Source organism: uncultured Jannaschia sp. (assembly GCF_947503795.1).
Classification (GTDB): Bacteria; Pseudomonadota; Alphaproteobacteria; order Rhodobacterales; family Rhodobacteraceae; genus Jannaschia.
Genome location: NZ_CANNEZ010000001.1, coordinates 711395 through 732694, shown reverse-complemented (window position 1 = coordinate 732694; position 21300 = coordinate 711395). Strand labels below are relative to the sequence as shown.

At 67.2% G+C, this 21300-nt stretch carries 21 protein-coding genes and 1 tRNA gene; 9 read left to right on the top strand and 13 right to left on the bottom strand.

Going from position 1 to position 21300, the window contains the following annotated elements:
- Positions 1 to 99: 99 nt before the first annotated feature.
- From rpoB to Q0833_RS03845, 8 genes are all read right to left on the bottom strand, one after another.
- Complete coding sequence (gene rpoB, locus Q0833_RS03880; RefSeq protein WP_298430454.1) at positions 100 to 4239, bottom strand: DNA-directed RNA polymerase subunit beta; 4140 nt, start codon at positions 4237 to 4239, stop codon at positions 100 to 102.
- A gap of 281 nt (positions 4240 to 4520) precedes the next feature.
- Positions 4521 to 4901: a 50S ribosomal protein L7/L12 gene (gene rplL / locus Q0833_RS03875; RefSeq protein ID WP_298430452.1), complete on the bottom strand. Its 381-nt coding sequence runs from the start codon at positions 4899 to 4901 to the stop codon at positions 4521 to 4523.
- Between the two features lie 78 nt (positions 4902 to 4979).
- The gene (gene rplJ, locus Q0833_RS03870; RefSeq protein ID WP_298430450.1) at positions 4980 to 5492 is read right to left on the bottom strand and encodes a 50S ribosomal protein L10; all 513 of its coding nucleotides are present in this window, start codon (positions 5490 to 5492) and stop codon (positions 4980 to 4982) included.
- A 378-nt stretch (positions 5493 to 5870) separates the two neighbouring features.
- Complete coding sequence (gene rplA / locus Q0833_RS03865) at positions 5871 to 6581, bottom strand: 50S ribosomal protein L1 (protein ID WP_298430448.1); 711 nt, start codon at positions 6579 to 6581, stop codon at positions 5871 to 5873.
- Positions 6581 to 7030: a 50S ribosomal protein L11 gene (rplK, locus tag Q0833_RS03860; RefSeq protein ID WP_298430446.1), complete on the bottom strand. Its 450-nt coding sequence runs from the start codon at positions 7028 to 7030 to the stop codon at positions 6581 to 6583. Before rplK ends, rplA begins: the two co-directional genes overlap by 1 nt.
- A gap of 134 nt (positions 7031 to 7164) precedes the next feature.
- Positions 7165 to 7698, bottom strand: coding sequence for a transcription termination/antitermination protein NusG (gene nusG / locus Q0833_RS03855; protein ID WP_298430444.1), 534 nt, complete (start codon positions 7696 to 7698; stop codon positions 7165 to 7167).
- A gap of 179 nt (positions 7699 to 7877) precedes the next feature.
- On the bottom strand, positions 7878 to 8072 hold the full coding sequence (gene secE, locus Q0833_RS03850) for a preprotein translocase subunit SecE (protein ID WP_298430442.1): 195 nt from the start codon (positions 8070 to 8072) through the stop codon (positions 7878 to 7880).
- Between the two features lie 85 nt (positions 8073 to 8157).
- Positions 8158 to 8233: transfer RNA gene (locus Q0833_RS03845), tRNA-Trp, on the bottom strand.
- A gap of 223 nt (positions 8234 to 8456) precedes the next feature.
- Here Q0833_RS03845 and Q0833_RS03840 point away from each other — a divergent pair.
- Entirely contained in the window at positions 8457 to 8723 is a 267-nt protein-coding gene (locus Q0833_RS03840; protein ID WP_298430439.1) for a hypothetical protein, read from the top strand.
- A gap of 250 nt (positions 8724 to 8973) precedes the next feature.
- Positions 8974 to 9237: a hypothetical protein gene (locus tag Q0833_RS03835; protein WP_298430437.1), complete on the top strand. Its 264-nt coding sequence runs from the start codon at positions 8974 to 8976 to the stop codon at positions 9235 to 9237.
- A gap of 267 nt (positions 9238 to 9504) precedes the next feature.
- Here the strand turns inward: Q0833_RS03835 and tuf are convergent, their stop codons facing one another.
- From tuf to Q0833_RS03810, 5 genes are all read right to left on the bottom strand, one after another.
- Positions 9505 to 10680, bottom strand: a complete 1176-nt coding sequence (gene tuf / locus Q0833_RS03830) for an elongation factor Tu (RefSeq protein WP_298430435.1) — start codon at positions 10678 to 10680, stop codon at positions 9505 to 9507.
- 104 nt (positions 10681 to 10784) lie between these two features.
- On the bottom strand, positions 10785 to 11330 hold the full coding sequence (locus Q0833_RS03825) for a hypothetical protein (protein ID WP_298430433.1): 546 nt from the start codon (positions 11328 to 11330) through the stop codon (positions 10785 to 10787).
- Positions 11331 to 11391: 61 nt separating this feature from the next.
- Entirely contained in the window at positions 11392 to 12486 is a 1095-nt protein-coding gene (locus tag Q0833_RS03820; protein ID WP_298430431.1) for a M48 family metallopeptidase, read from the bottom strand.
- Positions 12483 to 13703 (bottom strand): DUF898 family protein, encoded by a 1221-nt coding sequence (locus tag Q0833_RS03815; RefSeq protein ID WP_298430429.1) that lies wholly within the window; start codon positions 13701 to 13703, stop codon positions 12483 to 12485. Before Q0833_RS03815 ends, Q0833_RS03820 begins: the two co-directional genes overlap by 4 nt.
- A 6-nt stretch (positions 13704 to 13709) precedes the next feature.
- Positions 13710 to 16019 carry a DNA topoisomerase IV subunit A gene (locus Q0833_RS03810; RefSeq protein WP_298430427.1) on the bottom strand — a complete coding sequence of 770 codons (2310 nt, stop codon included), beginning with the start codon at positions 16017 to 16019 and terminating at the stop codon, positions 13710 to 13712.
- A gap of 151 nt (positions 16020 to 16170) precedes the next feature.
- Here Q0833_RS03810 and Q0833_RS03805 point away from each other — a divergent pair, with 151 nt between their 5' ends.
- The 7 genes from Q0833_RS03805 (at position 16171) to Q0833_RS03775 (ending at position 21276) form a co-directional block, all read left to right on the top strand.
- Positions 16171 to 16710 (top strand): SH3 domain-containing protein, encoded by a 540-nt coding sequence (locus Q0833_RS03805; protein WP_298430425.1) that lies wholly within the window; start codon positions 16171 to 16173, stop codon positions 16708 to 16710.
- A gap of 104 nt (positions 16711 to 16814) precedes the next feature.
- The gene (locus tag Q0833_RS03800; RefSeq protein ID WP_298430424.1) at positions 16815 to 17636 is read left to right on the top strand and encodes an SDR family oxidoreductase; all 822 of its coding nucleotides are present in this window, start codon (positions 16815 to 16817) and stop codon (positions 17634 to 17636) included.
- Between the two features lie 44 nt (positions 17637 to 17680).
- Positions 17681 to 17884: a twin transmembrane helix small protein gene (locus tag Q0833_RS03795; protein WP_298430421.1), complete on the top strand. Its 204-nt coding sequence runs from the start codon at positions 17681 to 17683 to the stop codon at positions 17882 to 17884.
- A 4-nt stretch (positions 17885 to 17888) separates the two neighbouring features.
- Positions 17889 to 18461: a cob(I)yrinic acid a,c-diamide adenosyltransferase gene (locus tag Q0833_RS03790; RefSeq protein WP_298430419.1), complete on the top strand. Its 573-nt coding sequence runs from the start codon at positions 17889 to 17891 to the stop codon at positions 18459 to 18461.
- Between the two features lie 154 nt (positions 18462 to 18615).
- Complete coding sequence (locus tag Q0833_RS03785) at positions 18616 to 19479, top strand: hypothetical protein (protein ID WP_298430416.1); 864 nt, start codon at positions 18616 to 18618, stop codon at positions 19477 to 19479.
- 112 nt (positions 19480 to 19591) lie between these two features.
- A complete protein-coding gene (locus tag Q0833_RS03780; RefSeq protein ID WP_298430414.1) occupies positions 19592 to 20350 on the top strand; it encodes an electron transfer flavoprotein subunit beta/FixA family protein in 759 nt (252 codons plus the stop codon).
- Positions 20350 to 21276, top strand: a complete 927-nt coding sequence (locus tag Q0833_RS03775) for an FAD-binding protein (protein ID WP_298430412.1) — start codon at positions 20350 to 20352, stop codon at positions 21274 to 21276. Before Q0833_RS03780 ends, Q0833_RS03775 begins: the two co-directional genes overlap by 1 nt.
- Positions 21277 to 21300 lie beyond the last annotated feature (24 nt).

The window sequence follows — 21300 nt, the reverse complement described above, 5'->3', positions numbered from 1 at the left end:
ATACCTTTGTGAAAAGGGTGCGTTGGAAGAGGAGCGGTGCGTGGAAACCACGCACCCTACCGGGCGTAGGGTGCGTGCTCGGCACGCACCGCCGCGCGATCACTCGCTGTCTTCCTCCGCATCCAGGAGTTCCATGTTCAGGCCGAGGCCGCGGACTTCCTTGACGAGCACGTTGAAGCTCTCGGGAACGCCCGCCTCGAAATTGTCCTCGCCCTTGACGATGCTCTCGTAGACCTTGGTCCGCCCGGCCACGTCGTCGGACTTCACCGTCAGCATCTCCTGCAGGGTGTAGGCCGCGCCGTAGGCTTCGAGCGCCCAGACCTCCATCTCGCCGAAGCGCTGGCCGCCGAACTGCGCCTTACCGCCCAGGGGCTGCTGCGTGACGAGGCTGTAAGGCCCGGTCGAACGCGCGTGGATCTTGTCGTCCACCAGGTGGTGCAGCTTGAGCAGGTACTTCACCCCGACGGTCACCTGGCGCGAGAACTTCTCGCCCGAGCGCCCGTCGAACAGGTCCGACTGGCCCGACGTGTCGAAGCCCGCGCGGGTCAGGGCGTCGTTGACGTCCCCTTCCTTGGCGCCGTCGAAGACGGGGGTCGCGATCGGCACGCCGTGGGTGACGTTGGACGCCGCCTCGACAAGACCGTCCTCGCCCATCTTGGCCAGATGCTCCTCGTAGGCCTCCTCGCCATAGGCGATCTTCATGGCGTCGCGGACCGGCGTCAGGTCGCCGGAGCGGCGGAACTCGTCCAGCGCCTCGTCGATCTGCAGGCCCATGCCGCGCGCGGCCCAGCCCATGTGGGTCTCGAGGATCTGGCCCACGTTCATGCGCGAGGGCACACCCAGCGGGTTCAGCACGAAGTCGACCGGCGTGCCGTCTGCGAGGAACGGCATGTCCTCCATCGGCACGACCTTCGAGATGACGCCCTTGTTGCCGTGACGGCCGGCCATCTTGTCGCCCGGCTGAAGCTTGCGCTTCACGGCGATGAAGACCTTGACCATCTTCATCACGCCCGGCGGCAGATCGTCGCCGCGGCGGACCTTCTCGACCTTGTCCTCGAACCGGGCCTCGAGGGCGCGCTTCTGGATCTCGTACTGCTCGTTGAGGGCCTCGACCTGCTGGGCGGTGCCCTCGTCCTCGACGGCGATCTGCCACCACTGGCCATAGGTCAGCGCCGACAGGGCCGCGTCATCGACCTTGGAGCCGGACTTGAAGCCCTTGGGACCCTTCACGCCCTTCTGGCCCTCGATCATGCCGCGGAGGCGCGCATAGATGTTGCGGTCCAGGATCTCGCGCTCGTCGTCACGGTCGCGCGCGAGACGCTCGACCTGCTCGCGCTCGATCTGGAGCGCGCGCTCGTCCTTCTCGACGCCGTGACGGTTGAAGACGCGGACTTCCACGACCGTGCCGTAGTCGCCCGGCTTCACGCGCAGCGAGGTGTCGCGCACGTCCGAGGCCTTCTCACCGAAGATGGCGCGGAGGAGCTTCTCTTCCGGCGTCATCGGGCTTTCGCCCTTGGGGGTGATCTTGCCCACCAGGATATCGCCCGGCTCCACGTCGGCGCCGATATAGACGATGCCCGCCTCGTCGAGGTTGCGCAGCGCCTCCTCGCCGACATTCGGGATGTCGCGGGTGATCTCCTCGGGTCCGAGCTTGGTGTCACGCGCGGCGACCTCGAACTCCTCGATATGGATCGAGGTGAAGACGTCGTCGCGGGCGATCCGCTCGGAGATGAGGATGGAGTCCTCGTAGTTGTAGCCGTTCCACGGCATGAACGCGACGACCACGTTCTTGCCGAGCGCCAGCTCACCCATGTCGGTGGACGGACCGTCGGCCAGGACTTCGTCCTTGGTGACCGTGTCGCCGACCTTCACCAGCGGACGCTGGTTGATGCAGGTGTTCTGGTTGGAGCGCTGGAACTTGCGCAGGCGGTAGATGTCCACGCCCGCATCGCCCAGCTCGAGATCCTCGGTGGCGCGCACGACGATCCGCTGCGCATCGACCTGGTCGATGACGCCGCCGCGCTTGGCCATGATGGCCGCACCGGAATCCTTGGCGACGACCGCTTCCATGCCGGTGCCCACGAAGGGTGCGTCCGCCCGCAGGAGCGGCACGGCCTGGCGCTGCATGTTCGAGCCCATCAGCGCGCGGTTGGCGTCGTCGTTCTCGAGGAACGGGATCAGCGCCGCGGCGACGGAGACCAGCTGTTTCGGGGACACGTCGATCAGGTCCACGTTGTCGCGCGATTGCAGCATGTAGTCGCCGGACTGGCGGGTCGAGACCAGCTCGTTCTGGAACCGCTTGTCATCGGTCAGCTGCGCGTTGGCCTGCGCCACGGTGTGACGCATCTCCTCGGTGGCGGACATGTACTGGACGTCGTCCGTCACCTGCCCGTCGACCACCTTGCGGTAAGGCGTCTCGATAAAGCCGTACTTGTTCACACGCGCGAAGGTCGCGAGCGAGTTGATCAGGCCGATATTCGGGCCTTCCGGCGTCTCGATCGGGCACATCCGGCCGTAGTGGGTCGGGTGCACGTCGCGCACCTCGAAGCCCGCACGCTCGCGCGTGAGACCACCCGGTCCAAGCGCCGAGAGGCGACGCTTGTGCGTCACCTCGGACAGCGGGTTGGTCTGGTCCATGAACTGCGACAGCTGCGACGAGCCGAAGAACTCGCGCACCGCGGCGGCCGCGGGCTTCGCGTTGATCAGGTCCTGCGGCATCACCGTGTCGATCTCGACCGAGGACATGCGCTCCTTGATGGCGCGCTCCATCCGCAGAAGGCCGACCCGGTACTGGTTCTCCATCAGCTCGCCGACCGAGCGCACCCGGCGGTTGCCGAGATGGTCGATGTCGTCGATCTCGCCGCGACCGTCGCGCAGCTCCACGAGGGCCTTGATGCAGGCGAGGATGTCCTCGTTGCGCAGGGTCCGGATGGTGTCGTCGGCATCAAGGTCGAGACGCATGTTCATCTTGACCCGGCCCACGGCCGAGAGGTCATAGCGCTCGCTGTCGCGGAAGAGCTGGTCGAACAGCGTCTGGGCGGCGTCGACGGTGGGCGGCTCGCCCGGGCGCATGACGCGGTAGATGTCCATCAGCGCGGTCTCGCGGCCGAGGTTCTTGTCCGCGGCCAGCGTGTTGCGGATGTACGGACCCACGGTGACGTTGTCGATGTCGAGCACCGGCAGCGTCTCGATACCGGCGTCCAGCAGCTCCTTGAGGGTGCCGCCGGACACTTCGCCCGCCTTGTCCAGCTCCCAGGTCAGCTCGTCGCCGGCCTCGACGAAAATGGCGCCGTTGGTCTCGTCGATGATATCGCGCGCGGCGAACTTGCCGATGATGGCGTCGAACGGCACGAGGATTTCCTCGACCTTGGCCTCTTCGCGCAGCTTCTTGACCTGCCGCGGGGTGACCTTCTTGCCCGCCTCGATCACGACCTCGCCGGTGGCGGCGTCGATGACATCCATCGCCGGCCGGGTGCCGGAATAGCGCTCGGGGAAGAACTTCGTGGCCCAGCCCTCACCCTTGCGATGGGTGTAGGTCACGGTGTCGTAATAGGTGTTCACGATCGCTTCCTGATCCATACCGAGGGCATAGAGCAGCGTCGTCACCGGCAGCTTCCGGCGGCGGTCGATGCGCGCGAAGACAAGGTCCTTGGCGTCGAACTCGAAGTCGAGCCAGGAGCCGCGATAGGGAATGATGCGGCAGGCGAACAGCAGCTTGCCCGACGAGTGCGTCTTGCCCTTGTCATGGTCGAAGAACACGCCCGGCGAACGGTGCATCTGGGAAACGATGACCCGCTCGGTGCCATTGACGATGAAGGTGCCGTTGGGCGTCATCAGGGGCATGTCGCCCATGAACACGTCCTGCTCCTTGATGTCCTTGACGGACTTGGCCGAGGTATCCTCGTCCACATCGAACACGATCAGGCGCAGGGTGACCTTCAGCGGGGCCGAGTAGGTCATGTCGCGCTGCTGGCATTCCTCGACGTCGTACTTGGGCTCCTCGAGCTCGTACTTGACGAATTCGAGCACCGCCGTCTCATTGAAGTCCTTGATCGGGAAGACCGACTGGAAGGTGCCCATCAGGCCCTCGCCCTCGGAGGGCTCGGGCTGGTCGCCGGAATTCAGGAACAGGTCGTAGGAAGACTTCTGAACCTCGATGAGGTTCGGCATCTGGAGGACTTCCTCGAGCTTGCCGTAGTAACGCCGAATCCGCTTGGGGGATGCCTGCATCTGAGCCATGGATGGTCTCTTTCTCTCGGTTTCGCGCGCACGGGCGTCCGTCGGGGCTGCGGACGCCGTGGGCCAGCGAAGGGTCGTGCGAGGGGAAACCATCTGGCGCATCGTCCCACGGACGCGCCCCCGTTTCCGCCTCCTGACCTGGAAAGCCCCCGAAAAGGGGCTTGCCGGGACAGGAAGGGGTGGCCCCGCATGCGGCGGGACCACCCGTGTCGTTCGCTCTCGGACGGGGCGGCGGGGAGATCCCCGCGCGACCGGCGCCCGTCAGGCGGGTTGTCCCCGCCTTACTTCAGTTCGACTTCGGCGCCAGCCGCTTCCAGCTTGGCCTTGATGTCTTCGGCCTCGGCCTTGTCGACGCCTTCCTTGACGGCCTTGCCGCCGGCTTCGACCAGATCCTTGGCTTCCTTCAGACCCAGACCCGTGATGCCGCGGACTTCCTTGATCACGTTAATCTTGGAGGCGCCGGCCGACTTCAGGATGACGTCGAATTCGGTCTGCTCCTCGGCGGCGGCGCCACCGGCGTCGCCCGCGGGACCGGCCATCATGACCGCGCCACCGGCGGCGGGCTCGATGCCGTATTCGTCCTTGAGGATGGTCTTCAGTTCCTGGGCTTCCAGAAGGGTCAGGCCCACGATGTCTTCGGCGAGTTTTTTCAGATCAGCCATTGTTCGATTTCCAGTTCGTTTAGATGTGTTCCGGTGCCGTGTCGTTCAAGACCACGACGAGGGATGACGGGATGGGCCTCAGGCGGCCTTCTCCTCGATGGTCGACAGGATGCTCGCGATGTTCGAAGCAGGCGCGCCGATGGCGCCGGCGATGTTCGAGGCAGGCGCGCCGATGCAGCCCACGATGGAAGCGATGAGCTCCTCGCGGCTGGGCATCTTCGCGACGGCTTTCACACCTTCGACGTCCAGAGCGTTCTCACCCATCGCGCCGCCCAGGATCTCCAGCTTGGAGTTGTCCTTGGCATACGCGTCGATGACCTTGGCCGCAGCCACGGGGTCCTCGGAATAGGCGAGTACGGTCATGCCCGTGAGGAAGTCGGAAATGCTGCTGGCAGCCTTCCCCTCAAGGGCGATCTTGGCGAGCTTGTTCTTGGCGACGCGAACCGAACCACCCGCTTCGCGCATTTGCGAGCGAAGGTCCTGCATCTCGGCGACTGTCATGCCCTCGTAGCGGCTGACCACCACGACGCCAGAGCTTTCGAAGATCTGGCCGAGTTCCTCGACCACTTTCTCTTTCTGGGCTCTATCCACAGTTCTTCTCCAAGTCTCGCGGGGAAACCCCACGATGGAGGGGCGGACCCCCCCGGCTCTCTTTCGTCGCGCGAATGCACGACAAGAAGTCCTTACGGGTCAGCGCAGCCCAGGGTCCCGGAAATCGGGGCCGGAATGTCTTTTCCCGTCTCGGGCAGGACTTACGGCCGAAGCCACCCACCGTCTCGGACGAATCAACGACCCGGGCGAAGCAATCCGTCCGGGTCGTCGGGGGGCCTCTTAGGATGATCGCGCCCGAATGGAAAGGGCAAATCCTCGCAGCTGCGGCATCGCGCCCGCCCGATCCATGCCGCAAACGCGAAACGGCGGGGCATCCTGCCCCGCCGTTCCACCGGTTCCGATAGGGTCGCGCCGCGATCAGGCGGCCGGATCGTTGCCCGTCGCGCTCTCGACGCTGACCGACACGCCCGGCCCCATCGTCGAGCTGAGCGAGATCTTCTTGAGGTAGGAGCCCTTGGCCCCCGTCGGCTTGGCCTTGGAGACCGCGTCGACGAACGCCATGACGTTCTCCTTCAGCTTGGCCTCGTCGAAGGAGGCCTTGCCGACGCCCGCGTGGACGACGCCGTTCTTCTCGGCCTTGAACTGGACCTGGCCGCCCTTGGCGTCCTTGACGGCCTGGGCCACGTCCATCGTCACCGTCCCGACCTTGGGGTTCGGCATCAGGTTCCGGGGGCCCAGAACCTTGCCCAGACGACCCAAGATGGGCATCATGTCGGGCGTGGCAATGCAGCGGTCGAAGTCGATCTTGCCCGACTGCACCGTCTCCATCAGGTCCTCGGCACCGACGATGTCGGCACCGGCGGCCTCGGCCTCCTCGGCCTTGGGGCCGCGGGCGAAGACGGCGACGCGGACGTCCTTGCCGGTCCCGTTCGGGAGCGCCACGACGCCGCGGACCATCTGGTCGGCGTGCCGCGGGTCGACCCCGAGGTTCATCGCGATCTCGACGGTCTCGTCGAACTTCGTCTTGGCATTGCCCTTCACGAGGCTCACGGCCTCGTCGATGGATACGTTTTCCTTGCCGGCGAATGCCTCGCGGGCGGCCTTTGCGCGCTTTCCGAGCTTTGCCATCACTTCACCTCGATGCCCATGGACTTCGCCGAGCCCACGATGATCTTCATCGCCTGATCGACGTCATTCGCCGACAGATCCTTCATCTTCGCTTCCGCGATCTCGCGCACCTGCTTGACGGTGACGGAGGCAATTGTCTCGCGGCCCGGCGTCTCGGCGCCGCGCGGACGGTTGCGCTTGCCCACGGGCTTCAGGCCAGCGGCCTTCTTGAGATAATAGGACGCGGGCGGCGTCTTGATATCCATGGTGAAGGACTTGTCCTGGTAATACGAGATCACCGTGGGGCACGGGGCGCCCTGCTCCATCTCCTGCGTCTTGGCGTTGAACGCCTTGCAGAATTCCATGATGTTGATGCCGCGCTGACCGAGGGCGGGGCCCACGGGCGGCGACGGATTGGCCTGACCTGCAGGGATCTGCAGCTTCATGGTGCCGACGAGTTTCTTCGCCATGCGTCTCTCCTTTTCGGCGGCGGGACCAGGCCCGCCCTACATGCCCCGAAGGGCGCTTTGCCGTGGTTCGGTCCGGGGCGTATCGCCCGTCGCCTCCCACGTCCGAGACCCCCGCGTGGCGCGGGGGCCGTTTATCACGCGGCCTTGGAGACCTGCGTGAATTTCAGCTCGACCGGGGTGGCCCGGCCGAAGATCGAGACCGAGACCTTGAGAAGCTGGGCTTCGTCGTCCACCTCCTCGACCTGGCCTGCGAAGCCCTCGAACGGACCGTCGGTCACGTTCACGTCCTCGCCCACGTCGAAGGTGATGAGCGACCGTGGGGCCTCCTCGCCTTCCTGCACGCGGTTGAGGATCTGGTTCACCTCGGCATCGCGCATCGGCATCGGCCGACCCTGCGGCCCGAGGAAGCCGGTGACGCGGTTGATCGAGTTGACCAGGTGATAGCCCTCGTCCGACATCTCCATCCGCACCAGCACGTAGCCGGGCATGAAGCGCCGCTCGGAGGTCACCTTCTTGCCGCGACGGACCTCCAGCACCTCTTCGGTCGGGACCAGCACCTCTTCGATCTGGTCCTCGAGGTTCTGCTCCTCGACCGCGGTGCGGATCTGCTCCGCGACGCGCTTCTCGAAGTTGGACAGCACGCTGACCGAATACCATCGCTTCGCCATCTGCCGGTCGTCCTCGCTCGTCTCTAAAAATATCGTCCGACCGCGCGTGGCGACCGGCCTCAAAACGTCAAACAGCGCGCATCACGAATCAATGCGCGCCGCCCGGTTCGAAGTCCGGTCCCTCTACCCCCCGCTCCGGCGGGATTCAAGGGTCGCGGGCCGCGCGGGCGGGCGCGCAGTCAGAATGCGCCCAAGAGCGTCGTCAGGCCCGTCCGGATCAGGAAGTCGACGAAGAAGAAGAAGGTCGCCGCCAGGATCGCCAGCAGGAAGACCATCACCGTCGTCAGCAGGACCTCGCGGCGTGTCGGCCACGTGATCTTGCCGATCTCGGCCCGCGTCTGCTGGATGAACTGCATGGGGTTGGTGGTGGCCATGTCGTGCCTCTCGGGATCGGTCCTGCCGGAGATAGGCGCCGGGGTCCGGCGGCGCAAGCCGGTCGGCGGTCGCGGTTCGCGGGCCTGGCAGGGGCATCAGGATTCGAACCCGAGACCTGCGGATTTGGAATCCGCTGCTCTACCAACTGAGCTATACCCCTGCAGGCGCGACAGGGCATATGGCCCAGCCGCGACGGGTGCAAGGGGGAAGCGCGGGCGGGATGGCGCCGCCGTCGCCCGGCCAACGACTCGACGCGACGGCAATTCGCTGGCAAGAAAATGTTGCAACGGGCCGGAACCTTTGGATCGGGACCCCGTTGTATTGCCGACGCGACGACAACCACGCCGTGTTTTCTATGACCACTGCCCCTAAGGAGCACACCAATGAACCGCACGCTTACCGCCCTCGTCACCGCCACCGCCCTGACCTTTGGCGCCTCCGCCGCCATGGCCGACGCCCACGCCACGATGGGCGAAGGCTTCAACATGCTGCAGACCGCTCTGATGAGCGATTTCGAGCGCATGGGCATCCCGACCGACGCCCTGAACGACCTGACCCTCGGTCAGATCGCCGCGATCAAGGAGATCGTGGAAGGTGACGGCGCCGAAGCCCAGCAGAAGGGTCAGATCGAGGCGATCATCGCCAACTGATCGGATCTTCCGACCGAGATTTGGGGGCGGCGCGCAAGCGTCGCCCTTTTTCGTTGGCCGTCGCGGCTCCGCGTCGGCGGCCAATGGGGTAGGCGCGCGCCTGCGTCGAAGGCGGCGTCACGGTCAAGTCACGGACGCATGATCTCACGGGTTCGTCTGGGGACACGTGATCGGGCGGCGCGGCATCTGGTCCGGGACGAGCGGTCGGATGACCCGGCCGACGTCGCACCGAACACATCGGAGAGAAGACATGAACCTCAAGATGACCGCAGCCGCCGTCCTCATCGCCCTGTCCGCCGGGGGCGCCGCCCTCGCCGACGGCCACGCCAGCCAGGGCTTCAACATGCTGCAAACCGCGCTGATGAGCGATCTCGAGCGCCTCGGCATCGACCCGTCCTCGATGGGCGACGATCTGACCCTCGGCCAGATCGCGACCATCAAGGCCATCGTCGACAGCAGCGACGCGGACTCGCAGAAGAAGGGCCAGATCGAGGCCATCATCCGCAACAACTGATCCCGCAGACGGGCGGCCCGATCCGGGCCGTCCCATCGGCGATCCCACGACCTCGCCCGCATCGAGGGCCGCGCCTTCCGGGGGCGGCCCTCTTTCGTGGCGGGGTTCGGCCTCGCCGCGGCGCGATCCGGCCGCCGTCCGCAGGGCCTCGCTGGGGCGGGCCCTTGATGCGGGCGGGTCGCGGGGGTGCCCCTCACGCAACAAGGGCCCCCCGAGGGGAGCCCTTGCGCCGTGTCCGTGGCGGTCGGCCCCGAAGGGCCCCCGCGATCAGTCGGTGATCTTCGAGACCACGCCCGCACCCACCGTGCGGCCGCCTTCGCGGATCGCGAAGCGCAGGCCCTGCTCCATCGCGATCGGCGCGATCAGCTCGACCCCGAACGACACGTTGTCGCCCGGCATCACCATCTCCGTGCCCTCGGCCAGCTGCACCGTCCCCGTCACGTCCGTCGTCCGGAAGTAGAACTGCGGGCGGTAGTTGGCGAAGAACGGCGTGTGGCGCCCGCCTTCGTCCTTGGTCAGGATGTAGGCCTCGGCCTCGAACTTCGTGTGCGGCTTCACCGAGCCCGGCTTGCAGAGCACCTGGCCCCGCTCGACGCCGTCCCGATCCACGCCGCGCAGCAGCGCGCCGATGTTGTCGCCCGCCTCGCCGCGATCCAGCAGCTTGCGGAACATCTCGACGCCCGTGCAGGTCGTCTTCTTGGTGTCCCGGATGCCCACGATCTCGATCTCGTCGCCGACATTGATCACGCCGCGCTCGACGCGACCCGTCACGACCGTGCCGCGACCCGAGATCGAGAACACGTCCTCGACCGGCATCAGGAACGGCTGGTCCACGGCGCGCTCGGGCGTCGGGATGAACTCGTCCACCGCCGCCATCAGCTTGCGGATCGACTGCTCGCCGATCTCCTCGTCGCGGCCTTCCATCGCCGCCAGCGCCGAGCCCGGGATGACCGGGATGTCGTCGCCGGGATACTCGTAGCTCGACAGAAGCTCGCGGATCTCCATCTCGACGAGCTCCAGGAGCTCCTCGTCGTCGACCTGGTCAACCTTGTTCATGTAGACGACCATGGTCGGGATGCCGACCTGGCGACCGAGCAGGATGTGCTCGCGCGTCTGCGGCATCGGGCCGTCGGCCGCGTTCACCACGAGGATCGCGCCGTCCATCTGGGCGGCCCCCGTGATCATGTTCTTGACGTAGTCCGCGTGGCCCGGGCAGTCGACATGCGCGTAGTGGCGGTTCTCGGTCTCGTACTCGACATGCGCCGTCGAGATCGTGATCCCGCGGGCCTTCTCCTCGGGCGCGCCGTCGATCTGGTCATACGCCTTGAAGTCGCCGAAATACTTCGTGATCGCAGCCGTCAGCGTCGTCTTGCCGTGGTCAACGTGACCGATCGTGCCGATGTTCACATGCGGTTTCGTGCGTTCGAATTTTGCCTTCGCCATGAGGGGCCCCTGCGCTTGTCGGGGCCGATGTGGCGGACCCCCTGATTACATCGCGGGCCGTCTAGCCGTGGGCCGTGCGAAAGGCAAGGCCCGGTTGGCTCCGGTCAGCGCGGCGGCAGGCCGAAGGTCTCGGGCTCGCGCAGGAGCCAGGCCTGGATCTTGCCCGACATGTTGCGGGCCAGGGTGGCGAGCTGTTCGTCGGCGCTTTTCACGAGGCCGGAGCCGAGCAGGAGCGTGTCGGCCCCCTCGAAGGTGGTGAGCTGTTCGGGGCCGCGGATCTTCTCCTGCGGATCGGCAGTCCAGAGGTTCGCGGTGACGACCATGATCGATTTCGGCGTCAGCACGATCGGGATGCCCGGCGGCGCCAGCGCGTAGCCGTCGATGGCGACCGCGATGTGGTATTCGCGCGCGCCGTCGTAGCGCCGGAAGCGGCGGTCGATCTCGGCGGTCATCGCGGCGATCAGCGCCTCTTTCGTGGCGTCGCGGGAGGGCGGGATCTTCTTGACCTTGTCGGCCACGACGATCGTCAGGCCCAGCCGGAAATCCCCCATGTCGCGAGGGGCTTCGGTCAGGGGGTCCGAGGCGGCGCACCCGGCCAGCCCGCCGAGCGCGAGCCCCGCGAATGCGCGGCGGCTGAGATCTGTGGTCATGGGAACCCCTTGGCGGCGATATCGCATCTTGCGTAGCGGGGCGTCCGGCCGGGGGCAAGTTTCACCGGCAGATCGCCTTGAGATCGGACCATTCCTTGGGGGCGAGCGACGGCGCGCCAGGGGGCGGATCGCCCGCACCGGAGGCGGCGAGGATGCGCTCGGCCAGTTGGGGGTGGCTGGCGAAATGGCTCGCGAAGCCGTCGACATCGCCGTAACGCTCGCGCAGCCGCTCGAACATCCGGCCGAGTGCCGAGGGCGGCAGGCCCTGCGCGCGAAGCTGGCGCGCGGCGAAGATGTCGGCCCGCGTCTCGGCGTCCCGCGAATAGCCCGCGAAGATCGCGCCGCTGGTCGCGCCCGACAGAAGCCCGCCGCCGGTGATGTCGCCCAGCAGCACGGAAATCACCGCCAGACCCGAGAGCTGTTGCAGCATCCCGCGCACCGGATCGTCGTGGACGACATGGCCGATCTCGTGGGCGAGGACGGCGGCGATCTCGTCGGGATGTTCGGCCGCGACGATCATGGAATGGAAGAACGTGACGCGCCCGCCGGCCACGGCATAGGCGTTCAGGATCGGGTCTTCGCGGTCGTCGAGCACGGTCGCGACGATCGGATAGGGAAGATCGAGATCCGCTCCGACGCGGGCAACCATGGCCTCCAGCGCGGCCTGCCCTGCGGGCGCGTCGCAGATCGCGAGGGGCGTGGCACCGCCGAACATCACGCGCGTCTGCTCGAAATGCAGCTCGCCCAGCGCGACCTCGGCCTCGGGGTCCATCACCTCGGCGAGGATCGAGGCGAGCGCGGGCAGGACGATCCAGATCAGAGCCGCGATGGCCGCGCATCCGGCGACGAGAACGGCCGCCGCGCGGATCGCGAGCGGTGGCCCCGGCAGCCCCCGCGCGGCCGAGGGGGCCTGCGCATCGATCAGGGCGGCGGCCGCGGCCTCGGCGACCAGACGATCGTCGCCCCCGGTGCGCCCATAGGCCGTCAGCCCGCCGCCGGGCTGGTCGCGAAGCTGCCGGATCGCGGCGCTGGGCCAGATCACGGCCTCGCCATCGGGCAGCGCGATATGGAGATCGCCTTGCCAGACCCGGATCTCCGCCCGCTGGCGGAGCGCGCGGGTGCCGTCGAAATAGTCGGCGAAGGCGGCGTCGCTCATATGCCGGACCCCATGTCGAAGAGGTTCGCGAAGCCATCGGCATCGGCCATGTGCTGGCGCTCGCCCGCCCCGGTCGCGTTGACCGCCGTGGCGCCCGTGACGACCAGCGTGTCGCCGACATGGGCAATCAGCGGGAAGGTCACGAAGGCCGTGCGGAGAGCGCCGCGCATCAGGAAGAGCGTCAGGTAGAGCAGCACCCCCAGCGCCGCGAGCGCGTAGGGCGACGGCTCGGCGAAGGCACCGTCGGTGGGAATATTGGCCAGCCAGCCAACCGCGAAGAGGCCCAGCGCGAGCCCCAGCGCAAAGAGGAGGGCGAGGAGGAGGAGGGCCACGACGATCCAACCCAAAAGGTGGATGCGGAAAATGCGGCGGACGGTCGGGCGGACCGACAGCGTGGCGCTCTCGCCGAAGCGGATGGCGGAGGCGAGGATCTCGAAGGAGCGCACGCGCCAGCGCAGCCAGAGAAGCGCGGCGAGGCCCGCCACCGGGAGGGCCGAAAGCAGGACGAAGCCGACGAGCGCTTCCTCGTCGGAGCCGCCGTCGGAGAGAGCGTATCCGAAGGCCGCCGTCCCGCCGACCAGCAGCCAGAGCCCTACCCAGACGGGCAGCCAGACCCGGACGAGCGGCCCGGCCGTGGTGGCGAGGGCGAAGCGGGTGTCGCCGAAGCTCGCCCGTGCGACCCGGTAGGCCCAGAGGCGGTGCGTGCGCCATGGCAGCGCGATCCCGAGGCTGAGCACCGTCGCCGCCGACCACGCCACCGCGCGCCATGCATAGCCGTAGGCGCCGGGCACCATCGCAAAGGACAGGCCCCGCCAGCGGGTGTGGTTCAAAAGGTAGCGCATGCCGCGATACTGGGCGAACCAGTAGACCGGCAGCAGCAGGAGGAACGCCGCGACGCCGCCCGCGGCGACGCCCTCGAACAGCGTCAGCGAGGCGAAGATCAGGAGCATGACGATCACGCCCAGATAAGTCGCGACGATGACGGCGGCGATCACGAAGCCCATCAGCTTCTCCAGCGGCTGGCCTGCATATTCCAGCGGCGCGCCGCCCACGCGAAGCGAGGACCAGAGCCAGCGGCGCACCCGCGTGCGCGACCAGAATGAGTATAGGCCGAGCGTCAGGACGCTGAGCATCGTGGTCTTCAGCACCAGCCAGAGCAGCGCGCCCCGCGTCCCCGCGACGTCGCCGCGCAAGGTGTCGAGGGTCGCGACGCCCATTCGGTTTCAGCCGAACCGATTGTCGCGGGGAAAGCCGCGGGGTGCCATGCGACCGGCCTGCGCACGGGTGCCCAGCCATTCGGTCAGGTCCGGCTCATGACGTGTGCGGCCGGCGGGATCGGACCACTTGAGTCCCTCGGCCAGCGTGATGACAGTCACGTCCGACAGCCCGCCATCCTTGAACTTCTGCAGGCGCACGCCCTTGCCGCGCGGCATCTCGGGAAGCTCCGCCAGCGGGAAGACCAGCATCTTGCGGTTCTCGCCGATGCAGGCGACGTGGTCGCCTTCGGCCGCGATGGGCCGCAGCGCGGTGATGCCGGGGCGCATGTTGAGCACCTGCTTGCCCGCGCGGCGCATGGCGACCATCTCCTCCTCGGGGACTATGAAGCCGTCGCCCGCCGTGGACGCGAGCAGCAGGCGACGGCCCGGCCGGTGGATCAGGATGTCGACGATGCCCGTCTCGTTGGGCAGGTCGACGATCAAGCGCAGCGGCTCGCCCATGCCGCGCCCGCCGGGCAGGGTCGAGGCCCCGATCGTGTAGGCGCGCCCGTCGCTGCCCCAGACGATCAGCTTGTCGGTCGTCTCGGCGTGGAACAGGAAGGCGGGCCCGTCGCCGTCCTTGAACTTCAGCTCCTTGTCGAGCGGCTGATGGCCCGACAGCGCGCGCACCCAGCCCATCTTCGAGCAGACGACGGTGATCGGCTCGCGCTCGATCATCGCCTCGAGCGGCACGTCGGCCACCTCGACCGCGTCCTCGAAGGTCGAACGGCGGCGACCGAGATCGGTGGACTTGCCGAAGGCCTTGCGGACCTCGCGCAGCTCGGACGCGATGGTGGTCCATTGCACGGTTTCGTTCTCGAGCAGATCCTCGAGCCCTGCCCGCTCCTCCATCAGGGCGTCGCGCTCCTTCAGAAGCGCCATCTCCTCGAGCCGGCGCAGGGCGCGGAGGCGCATGTTCAGGATCGCCTCGGCCTGCACGTCGGTCAGCGACGCCTGACCGTCGGACGGCAAGGGCGAGCGGTAGTCGCCCTCGTCCGTTGCGCGTATATAGCCGTCGCCCCAAGGCTCGAACATCAGCGCCTCTTTCGGGGCGTCGTCGTAGCGGATGATGTCGATCACGCGGTCGAGGTTGAGATAGGCGAGTATGAAGCCCTCCAGCACCTCGAGCCGGTGGTCGATCTTGGCCATCCGGTGCCGCGAGCGGCGGATCAACACGTCGCGCCGGTGGTCGAGGAAGGCCTGCAAGACCTCGCGCAGGGAACAGACGCGCGGCGTCACCCCGTCGATCAGCACGTTCATGTTGAGCGAGAACCGCGTCTCGAGGTCCGAGAGCCGATAGAGCGTGTTCATCAGCACGTCGGGGTCGACGTTGCGCGATTTCGGCTCCAGCAAGATGCGGATATCGTCGGCGCTCTCGTCGCGCACATCGGCCAGGATCGGGACCTTCTTGGCCAGCACCAGCTCGGCCAGCTTCTCGATCAGCTTGCCCTTCTGCACCTGGTACGGGATCTCGGTGACGACGATCTGCCATTGGCCCTTGCCAAGATCCTCGACCTCGTGGCGGGCGCGCAGGCGGAAGGCGCCGCGACCCGTGCGGTAGGTTTCGAGGATGCTCTCGCGCGGCTCGACGATGACGCCGCCGGTCGGAAAATCGGGCCCGGGAATATGCTCGATCAGCGTCTCGTCGCGGGCGTTCGGCGCCTTGATGAGATGCAGGCAGGCCGCGATCAGCTCGTCGAGATTGTGGGGCGGGATGTTGGTCGCCATGCCGACCGCGATACCCGCCGCCCCGTTGGCCAGAAGGTTCGGGAAGGCGGCGGGCAGGACGACGGGTTCCTGCAGCGTGCCGTCGTAATTGTCGCGGTAATCGACCGCGTCGGCGTCGAGCCCTTCCAGCAGCGCCTCGGCAGCGGCGGTCATGCGGGCCTCGGTGTAGCGGGCGGCGGCGGGATTGTCGCCGTCGATATTGCCGAAGTTCCCCTGCCCGTCGACCAGCGGGTAGCGGACGTTGAAATCCTGCGCGAGCCGCGCCATCGCGTCGTAGATCGCGGCGTCGCCATGGGGGTGGTAGTTGCCCATCACGTCGCCGGAGATCTTGGCCGACTTGCGGAAGCCCCCGGTCGAGGCCAGCCGCAGCTCGCGCATGGCGTAGAGAATGCGGCGGTGGACCGGCTTCAGCCCGTCGCGCGCATCGGGCAGCGCGCGGTGCATGATCGTCGAGAGCGCATAAGTCAGGTAGCGGTCGCCGATCGCCCGGCTCAGGGGCTCCGAGACCACCTCGCCGCGGGCGTCATCCGTGTCGTTGGGGTCACTCATGGACGATGATGTATCTTTGGGGACTCGGGCACACAAGAACTCGGGACTAAGGGATCGAGGAAATCCGTGTTATCGTGCGGTTGACGGGAACCCCCTGCCAGGGACGACCGTTGTGTGTGGGAATGCAAATTCCCAATGGGGACTGCCAATTATGTTGAAGCTTACGTTTACTCTTGCCGCGGCCCTCTATGCGGGATTCGTGATCTGGGGCCAGCCGACCGATGGCATGGCCGCCGCCGAGGCAGAGGCCGCGACGCCCGTCGTCATGGCCGCCGCCAACTACGATCGCCCCGTGATCCTGACCAACGCCTCCTCCGAGCCGGCCGTCACGCGCAACGACTCCGTCGTGCCCGATGCCGCCGTGATCGCCGCCTCGGCACCCGCGCCGAACCCCATCTTCTCGGCCCCCCGCCTGATCGGCGAGCCGGTCGTCGTGAACCTGCTGCAGCCCGCCGCCCTCACCGCCTCCGCCGAGGCAGCACCCCAGGCCGAGGCCGGGATGCTGGTAGTCAATGGCAGCCGTGTGAACATGCGCGCCGGTCCCTCGACCGGGAACCGCGTCGTCGACAGCCTGCCGCAGGGCACCCTGACCGAGCCGCTCGGGGCACCGCAGAACGGCTGGCAGCAGATCCGCGACGTCGCCACGGGCCAGACCGGCTGGATGGCATCGCGCTTCCTCGACCCGGCCTGACCCAGACCACAGGACCGAACCCGGAGGGGGCGTGCCACACCGGCGCGCCTCTTTCGTGATGGCGGCGATTGTCATCGCCCCGCGATGCGCCTAGCCCGTCGCCCATGACGCGCTCAATCCTCATCACCGGCTGCTCTTCTGGGATCGGCCATGACGCGGCCCATAACCTCAAGGCGCGTGGCTGGACCGTTTTCGCGTCCTGCCGCAAGGCCGAGGATTGTGCGCGCCTTCAGTCCGAGGGCCTCATCAGCCCTCGGATCGACTACGAAGACGGCGACAGTATCGCCTCCGGGCTGGCCGAGGTGCTGGACGCGACGGGCGGCCGGCTGGACGCGCTCTACAACAACGGCGCCTACGCGATCCCCGGCCTGCTCGAGGATTTGCCGGTCGACGCCCTGCGCGCGATTTTCGAGGCCAATCTCTTCGGCTGGCACGACCTGACGCGCCGCGTGCTGCCCGTGATGCGCGCCGCGGGCGCGGGGCGCATCGTGCAATGTTCCAGCGTCCTCGGCTTCGCCGCGGCCCCGTGGCGCGGCGCCTACAATGCGACCAAGTTCGCGCTGGAGGGTCTGACGGATACCCTGCGGCTGGAATTGGCGGGCACTGGCATCGAGGTCTCGCTGATCGAGCCCGGTCCCATCACCTCGCGGTTCCGCATCAACGGGCGCCGCCAGTTCGAGCGCTGGATCGACTGGCGCGCCTCGCCGCATCGCGCCCAATACGAGCGCCTGCTGGCCCGTTTCGAGGATAAGACGCCCGATCGCTGGGAGATGCCGCCCTCGGCCGTGACCGCCAAGCTCATCCATGCGGTCGAGGCCCCCCGCCCCCGCGCCCGCTACTACGTCACGGTGCCGACCCATCTGGGCGGCGCGGCCAAGCGGCTGCTGCCGACGCGGATGATGGACCGAATCCTGTCGAAATCCTGACCCGCGCCGCTAGGTGACGGGGCAACCGCCGGAAGGACCCCCTGATGAGAGACGACCCCCTGTTCTATGTCGTGGCAGGCGCCTGCCTCGTGGTGCTGCTGATCCTGCTCGTCGGTGTCGGCGGCTTCGCCAAGGGCGGCGAGTTCAACCGCAAGCACGCCAATCGCCTGATGCGCTGGCGCATCATCGCCCAGTTCGTCGCGGTGATGCTGTTGCTCGGGTTCGTCTGGATCAGGTCGAGGGGCTAACACGATGGTCGTATTGTCGAAGATCTACACCCGCACCGGCGATGCAGGGACCACCGCGCTCGGCGATGGCAGCCGCGTCCCGAAGACCTCTGCCCGCGTCGAGGCCTACGGCACCGTCGACGAGGCCAATGCCACGATCGGAATGGCCCGCCTCCATGCCGAGGCCGACATGGCCGAACGCCTGGCCATGATCCAGAACGACATGTTCGATCTCGGGGCCGATCTCTGCCGCCCGGACATGGCGAAGGACACGGAGGCCGAGTATCCGCCGCTGCGGATGCTGCCCGCGCAGATCGACCGGCTGGAGGCCGAGATCGACGCGATGAACGATGCGCTCGAGCCGTTGCGGAGCTTCGTGCTGCCGGGCGGGTCGCCCTTGGCGGCGCATCTGCATCTCTGCCGCACGGTGACGCGGCGGGCCGAACGGCTCTGCGTCGCACTGGCCGAAACGGACGATGTGAACGCGGCGGCGGTGAAGTATCTCAACCGCCTTTCGGACTGGTTCTTCGTCGCATCGCGCATCGCCAATGACGACGGGCGGGCGGATGTCCTCTGGGTGCCCGGCGCCAATCGGTGACAAGCCTTCGTTTGGACAGATCGAACGCCGCGGGGTAGGATCGTTTCCAGTTCGGCGCCAATGGCATGCCGCCCGAATGATGCCCCATTCGGATGGCACCAGTCGCGCCGCAGGGGCGCCCCGACCGACCGCCCGAATCGAACGGAGCCGCGCCATGTCCGACCTTCCCGTCATCGCCAGCTTCTGGACGGGCGATCCCTTGTCGCTGGTCGAGCGGTTGTGCCTGAAATCCTTCGTCGATGCGGGCCACCGGACGATCCTCTTCAGCTACGGGCCTGTCGAGGGCGTGCCCGACGGCGTCGAGACCGGAGACGCCGCCGACATCCTCGAGCAACCCCAGACGATCACCACCCACGCGCGCACCCAGTCGCCCGCCCCCTTCGCGGATCGCTTTCGCTATCACCTGCTGTCCAAGCGTCCCGGCATCATCTGGGCCGATACCGACGCCTATTGCCTGCGCCCCTTCGTGCCGCGCGACGGCTGGTTCGTGGCCTTCGGAGACGAGAAGAAACGGCTGGTGGCGAATGGCGTGCTGGGATTGCCGCCTGAATCCGAGACCCTGAAGGAGCTTCTCGCCTGGACCGAGGACGAGTTCGCGATCCTGCCTTGGATGCCGCCGAAATTCCTCGACCAGGCGTGCCGCGCCGCACGCGACGGCGAGCCGATCCATGTCGCAGAATACCCGTGGGGCGCGTGGGGGCCGAACGCGATCACATGGATCCTGCGGATGACCGGCGAGCTGGAGCACGCGATGGATGCCGTGACGCTCTATCCGCTGAGCTACCCGGAGCGGCGGCGCATCTTCAAGCGGGCCCGCGTCACGCTGCGCGCCTGCACGAACGAGACGATGTCGATCCATTTCTACGGGCGCCGCATCCGCGACCGCCTGCTGAAGGAATATGCCGGAATTCCGCCCGAGGGCACGCTTCTTGACACGCTGGGACGGCGCCACGGCCTGATCGGAACACCCGAGATGGACGATCTGGCGCGCGCGGCTGTTCCGTCCGAGGCGGCGTGACGTTCACGTCAGAACGGTACGTCACTCCGTCGCACAGGGTCGTTTTCCGCCTGTCGCCCCGCCTGACCCTGCGCTAACTACTCCCTCGAAACTGCGTCTCAGGGAGTGAGCCATGAAAATCCTCGTGCCCGTCAAACGGGTCATCGACTACAACGTGAAGGTGCGCGTGAAGGCCGACGGGTCGGGCGTGGACCTCGCCAACGTCAAGATGTCCATGAACCCCTTCGACGAAATCGCCGTCGAGGAGGCGATCCGCCTCAAGGAGGCCGGCGCCGCCGAGGAGGTCGTGGCCGTCTCGATCGGCGTCAAGCAAAACCAGGAAACGTTGCGCACGGCGCTGGCGATGGGCGCGGACCGCGCGATCCTCGTGATTGCGACCGACGACGTCCACCAGGATATCGAACCGTTGGCCGTCGCCAAGATCCTCAAGGCCGTGATCGACGAGGAGCAGCCGGGCCTCGTGCTGGCCGGCAAGCAGGCGATCGACAACGACATGAACGCGACGGGCCAGATGCTGGCCGCGCTGACCGGCTGGAGCCAGGCGACCTTCGCCTCCGAGGTCAAGATCGAGGGCGATCAGGCGCTGGTCACCCGCGAGGTCGATGGCGGTCTGCAGACGATCAAGGTGAAGATGCCCGCGATCGTGACCGTCGACCTGCGCCTGAACGAGCCGCGCTACGCGTCGCTGCCGAATATCATGAAGGCCAAGAAGAAGCCGCTGGATGAGAAGACGCCCGCCGATTACGGCGTCGATATCGCCCCGCGGCTCGAGATCGTGAAAACCTCCGAGCCGGAGACCCGCAAGGCGGGCGAGATGGTCAAGGATGTCGACGAGCTGGTGGCGAAACTCAAGGAAGCGGGGGCGGTCTGATGGCGGTTCTTCTGATCGGTGAAGTGACGGATGGCGAGCTGGCCGTCGATGCGACCTCCAAGGCGCTGACCGCGGCCAAGGCGCTGGGCGACGTGACGGTGCTCTGCGCCGGGGCGTCGGCCTCTGCGGCGGGCGAGGCTGCGGCCAAGCTCGATGGCGTGTCGAAGGTGCTCGTGGCCGAGGATCCGTCGCTGGGTCACCGCCTGGCCGAGCCGACGGCCGCGCTGATCGTGTCGCTCGCGGGCGATTACAGCCATATCCTGGCGCCCTCGACGACGGACGCCAAGAACGTGATGCCCCGCGTCGCGGCGCTGCTGGACGTGATGATCATGTCGGACGTCACCGCCGTGGTCGATGCCGACACGTTCGAGCGTCCGATCTACGCCGGCAACGCGATCCAGACCATCAAGTCGTCCGATCCGGTCAAGGTGATGACCATCCGCACCTCGACCTTCGATCTGGCCGGCGACGGCGGATCGGCCCCGGTCGAAACGGTGTCGGCGGCCGCCGATCCGGGCCTGTCGGAATGGGTCGAGGACAAGCTGGCCGAAAGCGACCGGCCGGAACTGACCTCGGCGGGCATCGTCGTCTCGGGCGGGCGCGGCGTTGGCTCGGAAGAGGACTTCGCGATGATCGAGAAGCTGGCCGACAAGCTGGGCGCCGCCGTCGGCGCGTCCCGCGCGGCGGTCGACTCGGGCTATGCGCCCAACGACTGGCAGGTCGGGCAGACCGGTAAGGTCGTGGCCCCCGATCTCTACGTCGCGGTCGGCATCTCGGGGGCGATCCAGCACCTCGCGGGGATGAAGGACTCGAAGGTGATCGTCGCGATCAACAAGGACGAGGAAGCGCCGATCTTCCAGGTCGCCGATTACGGCCTCGTCGCCGATCTCTTCACCGCGGTGCCGGAGCTGACCGAAAAGCTCTGACGCTCGCAACGTGACGATCTTCGC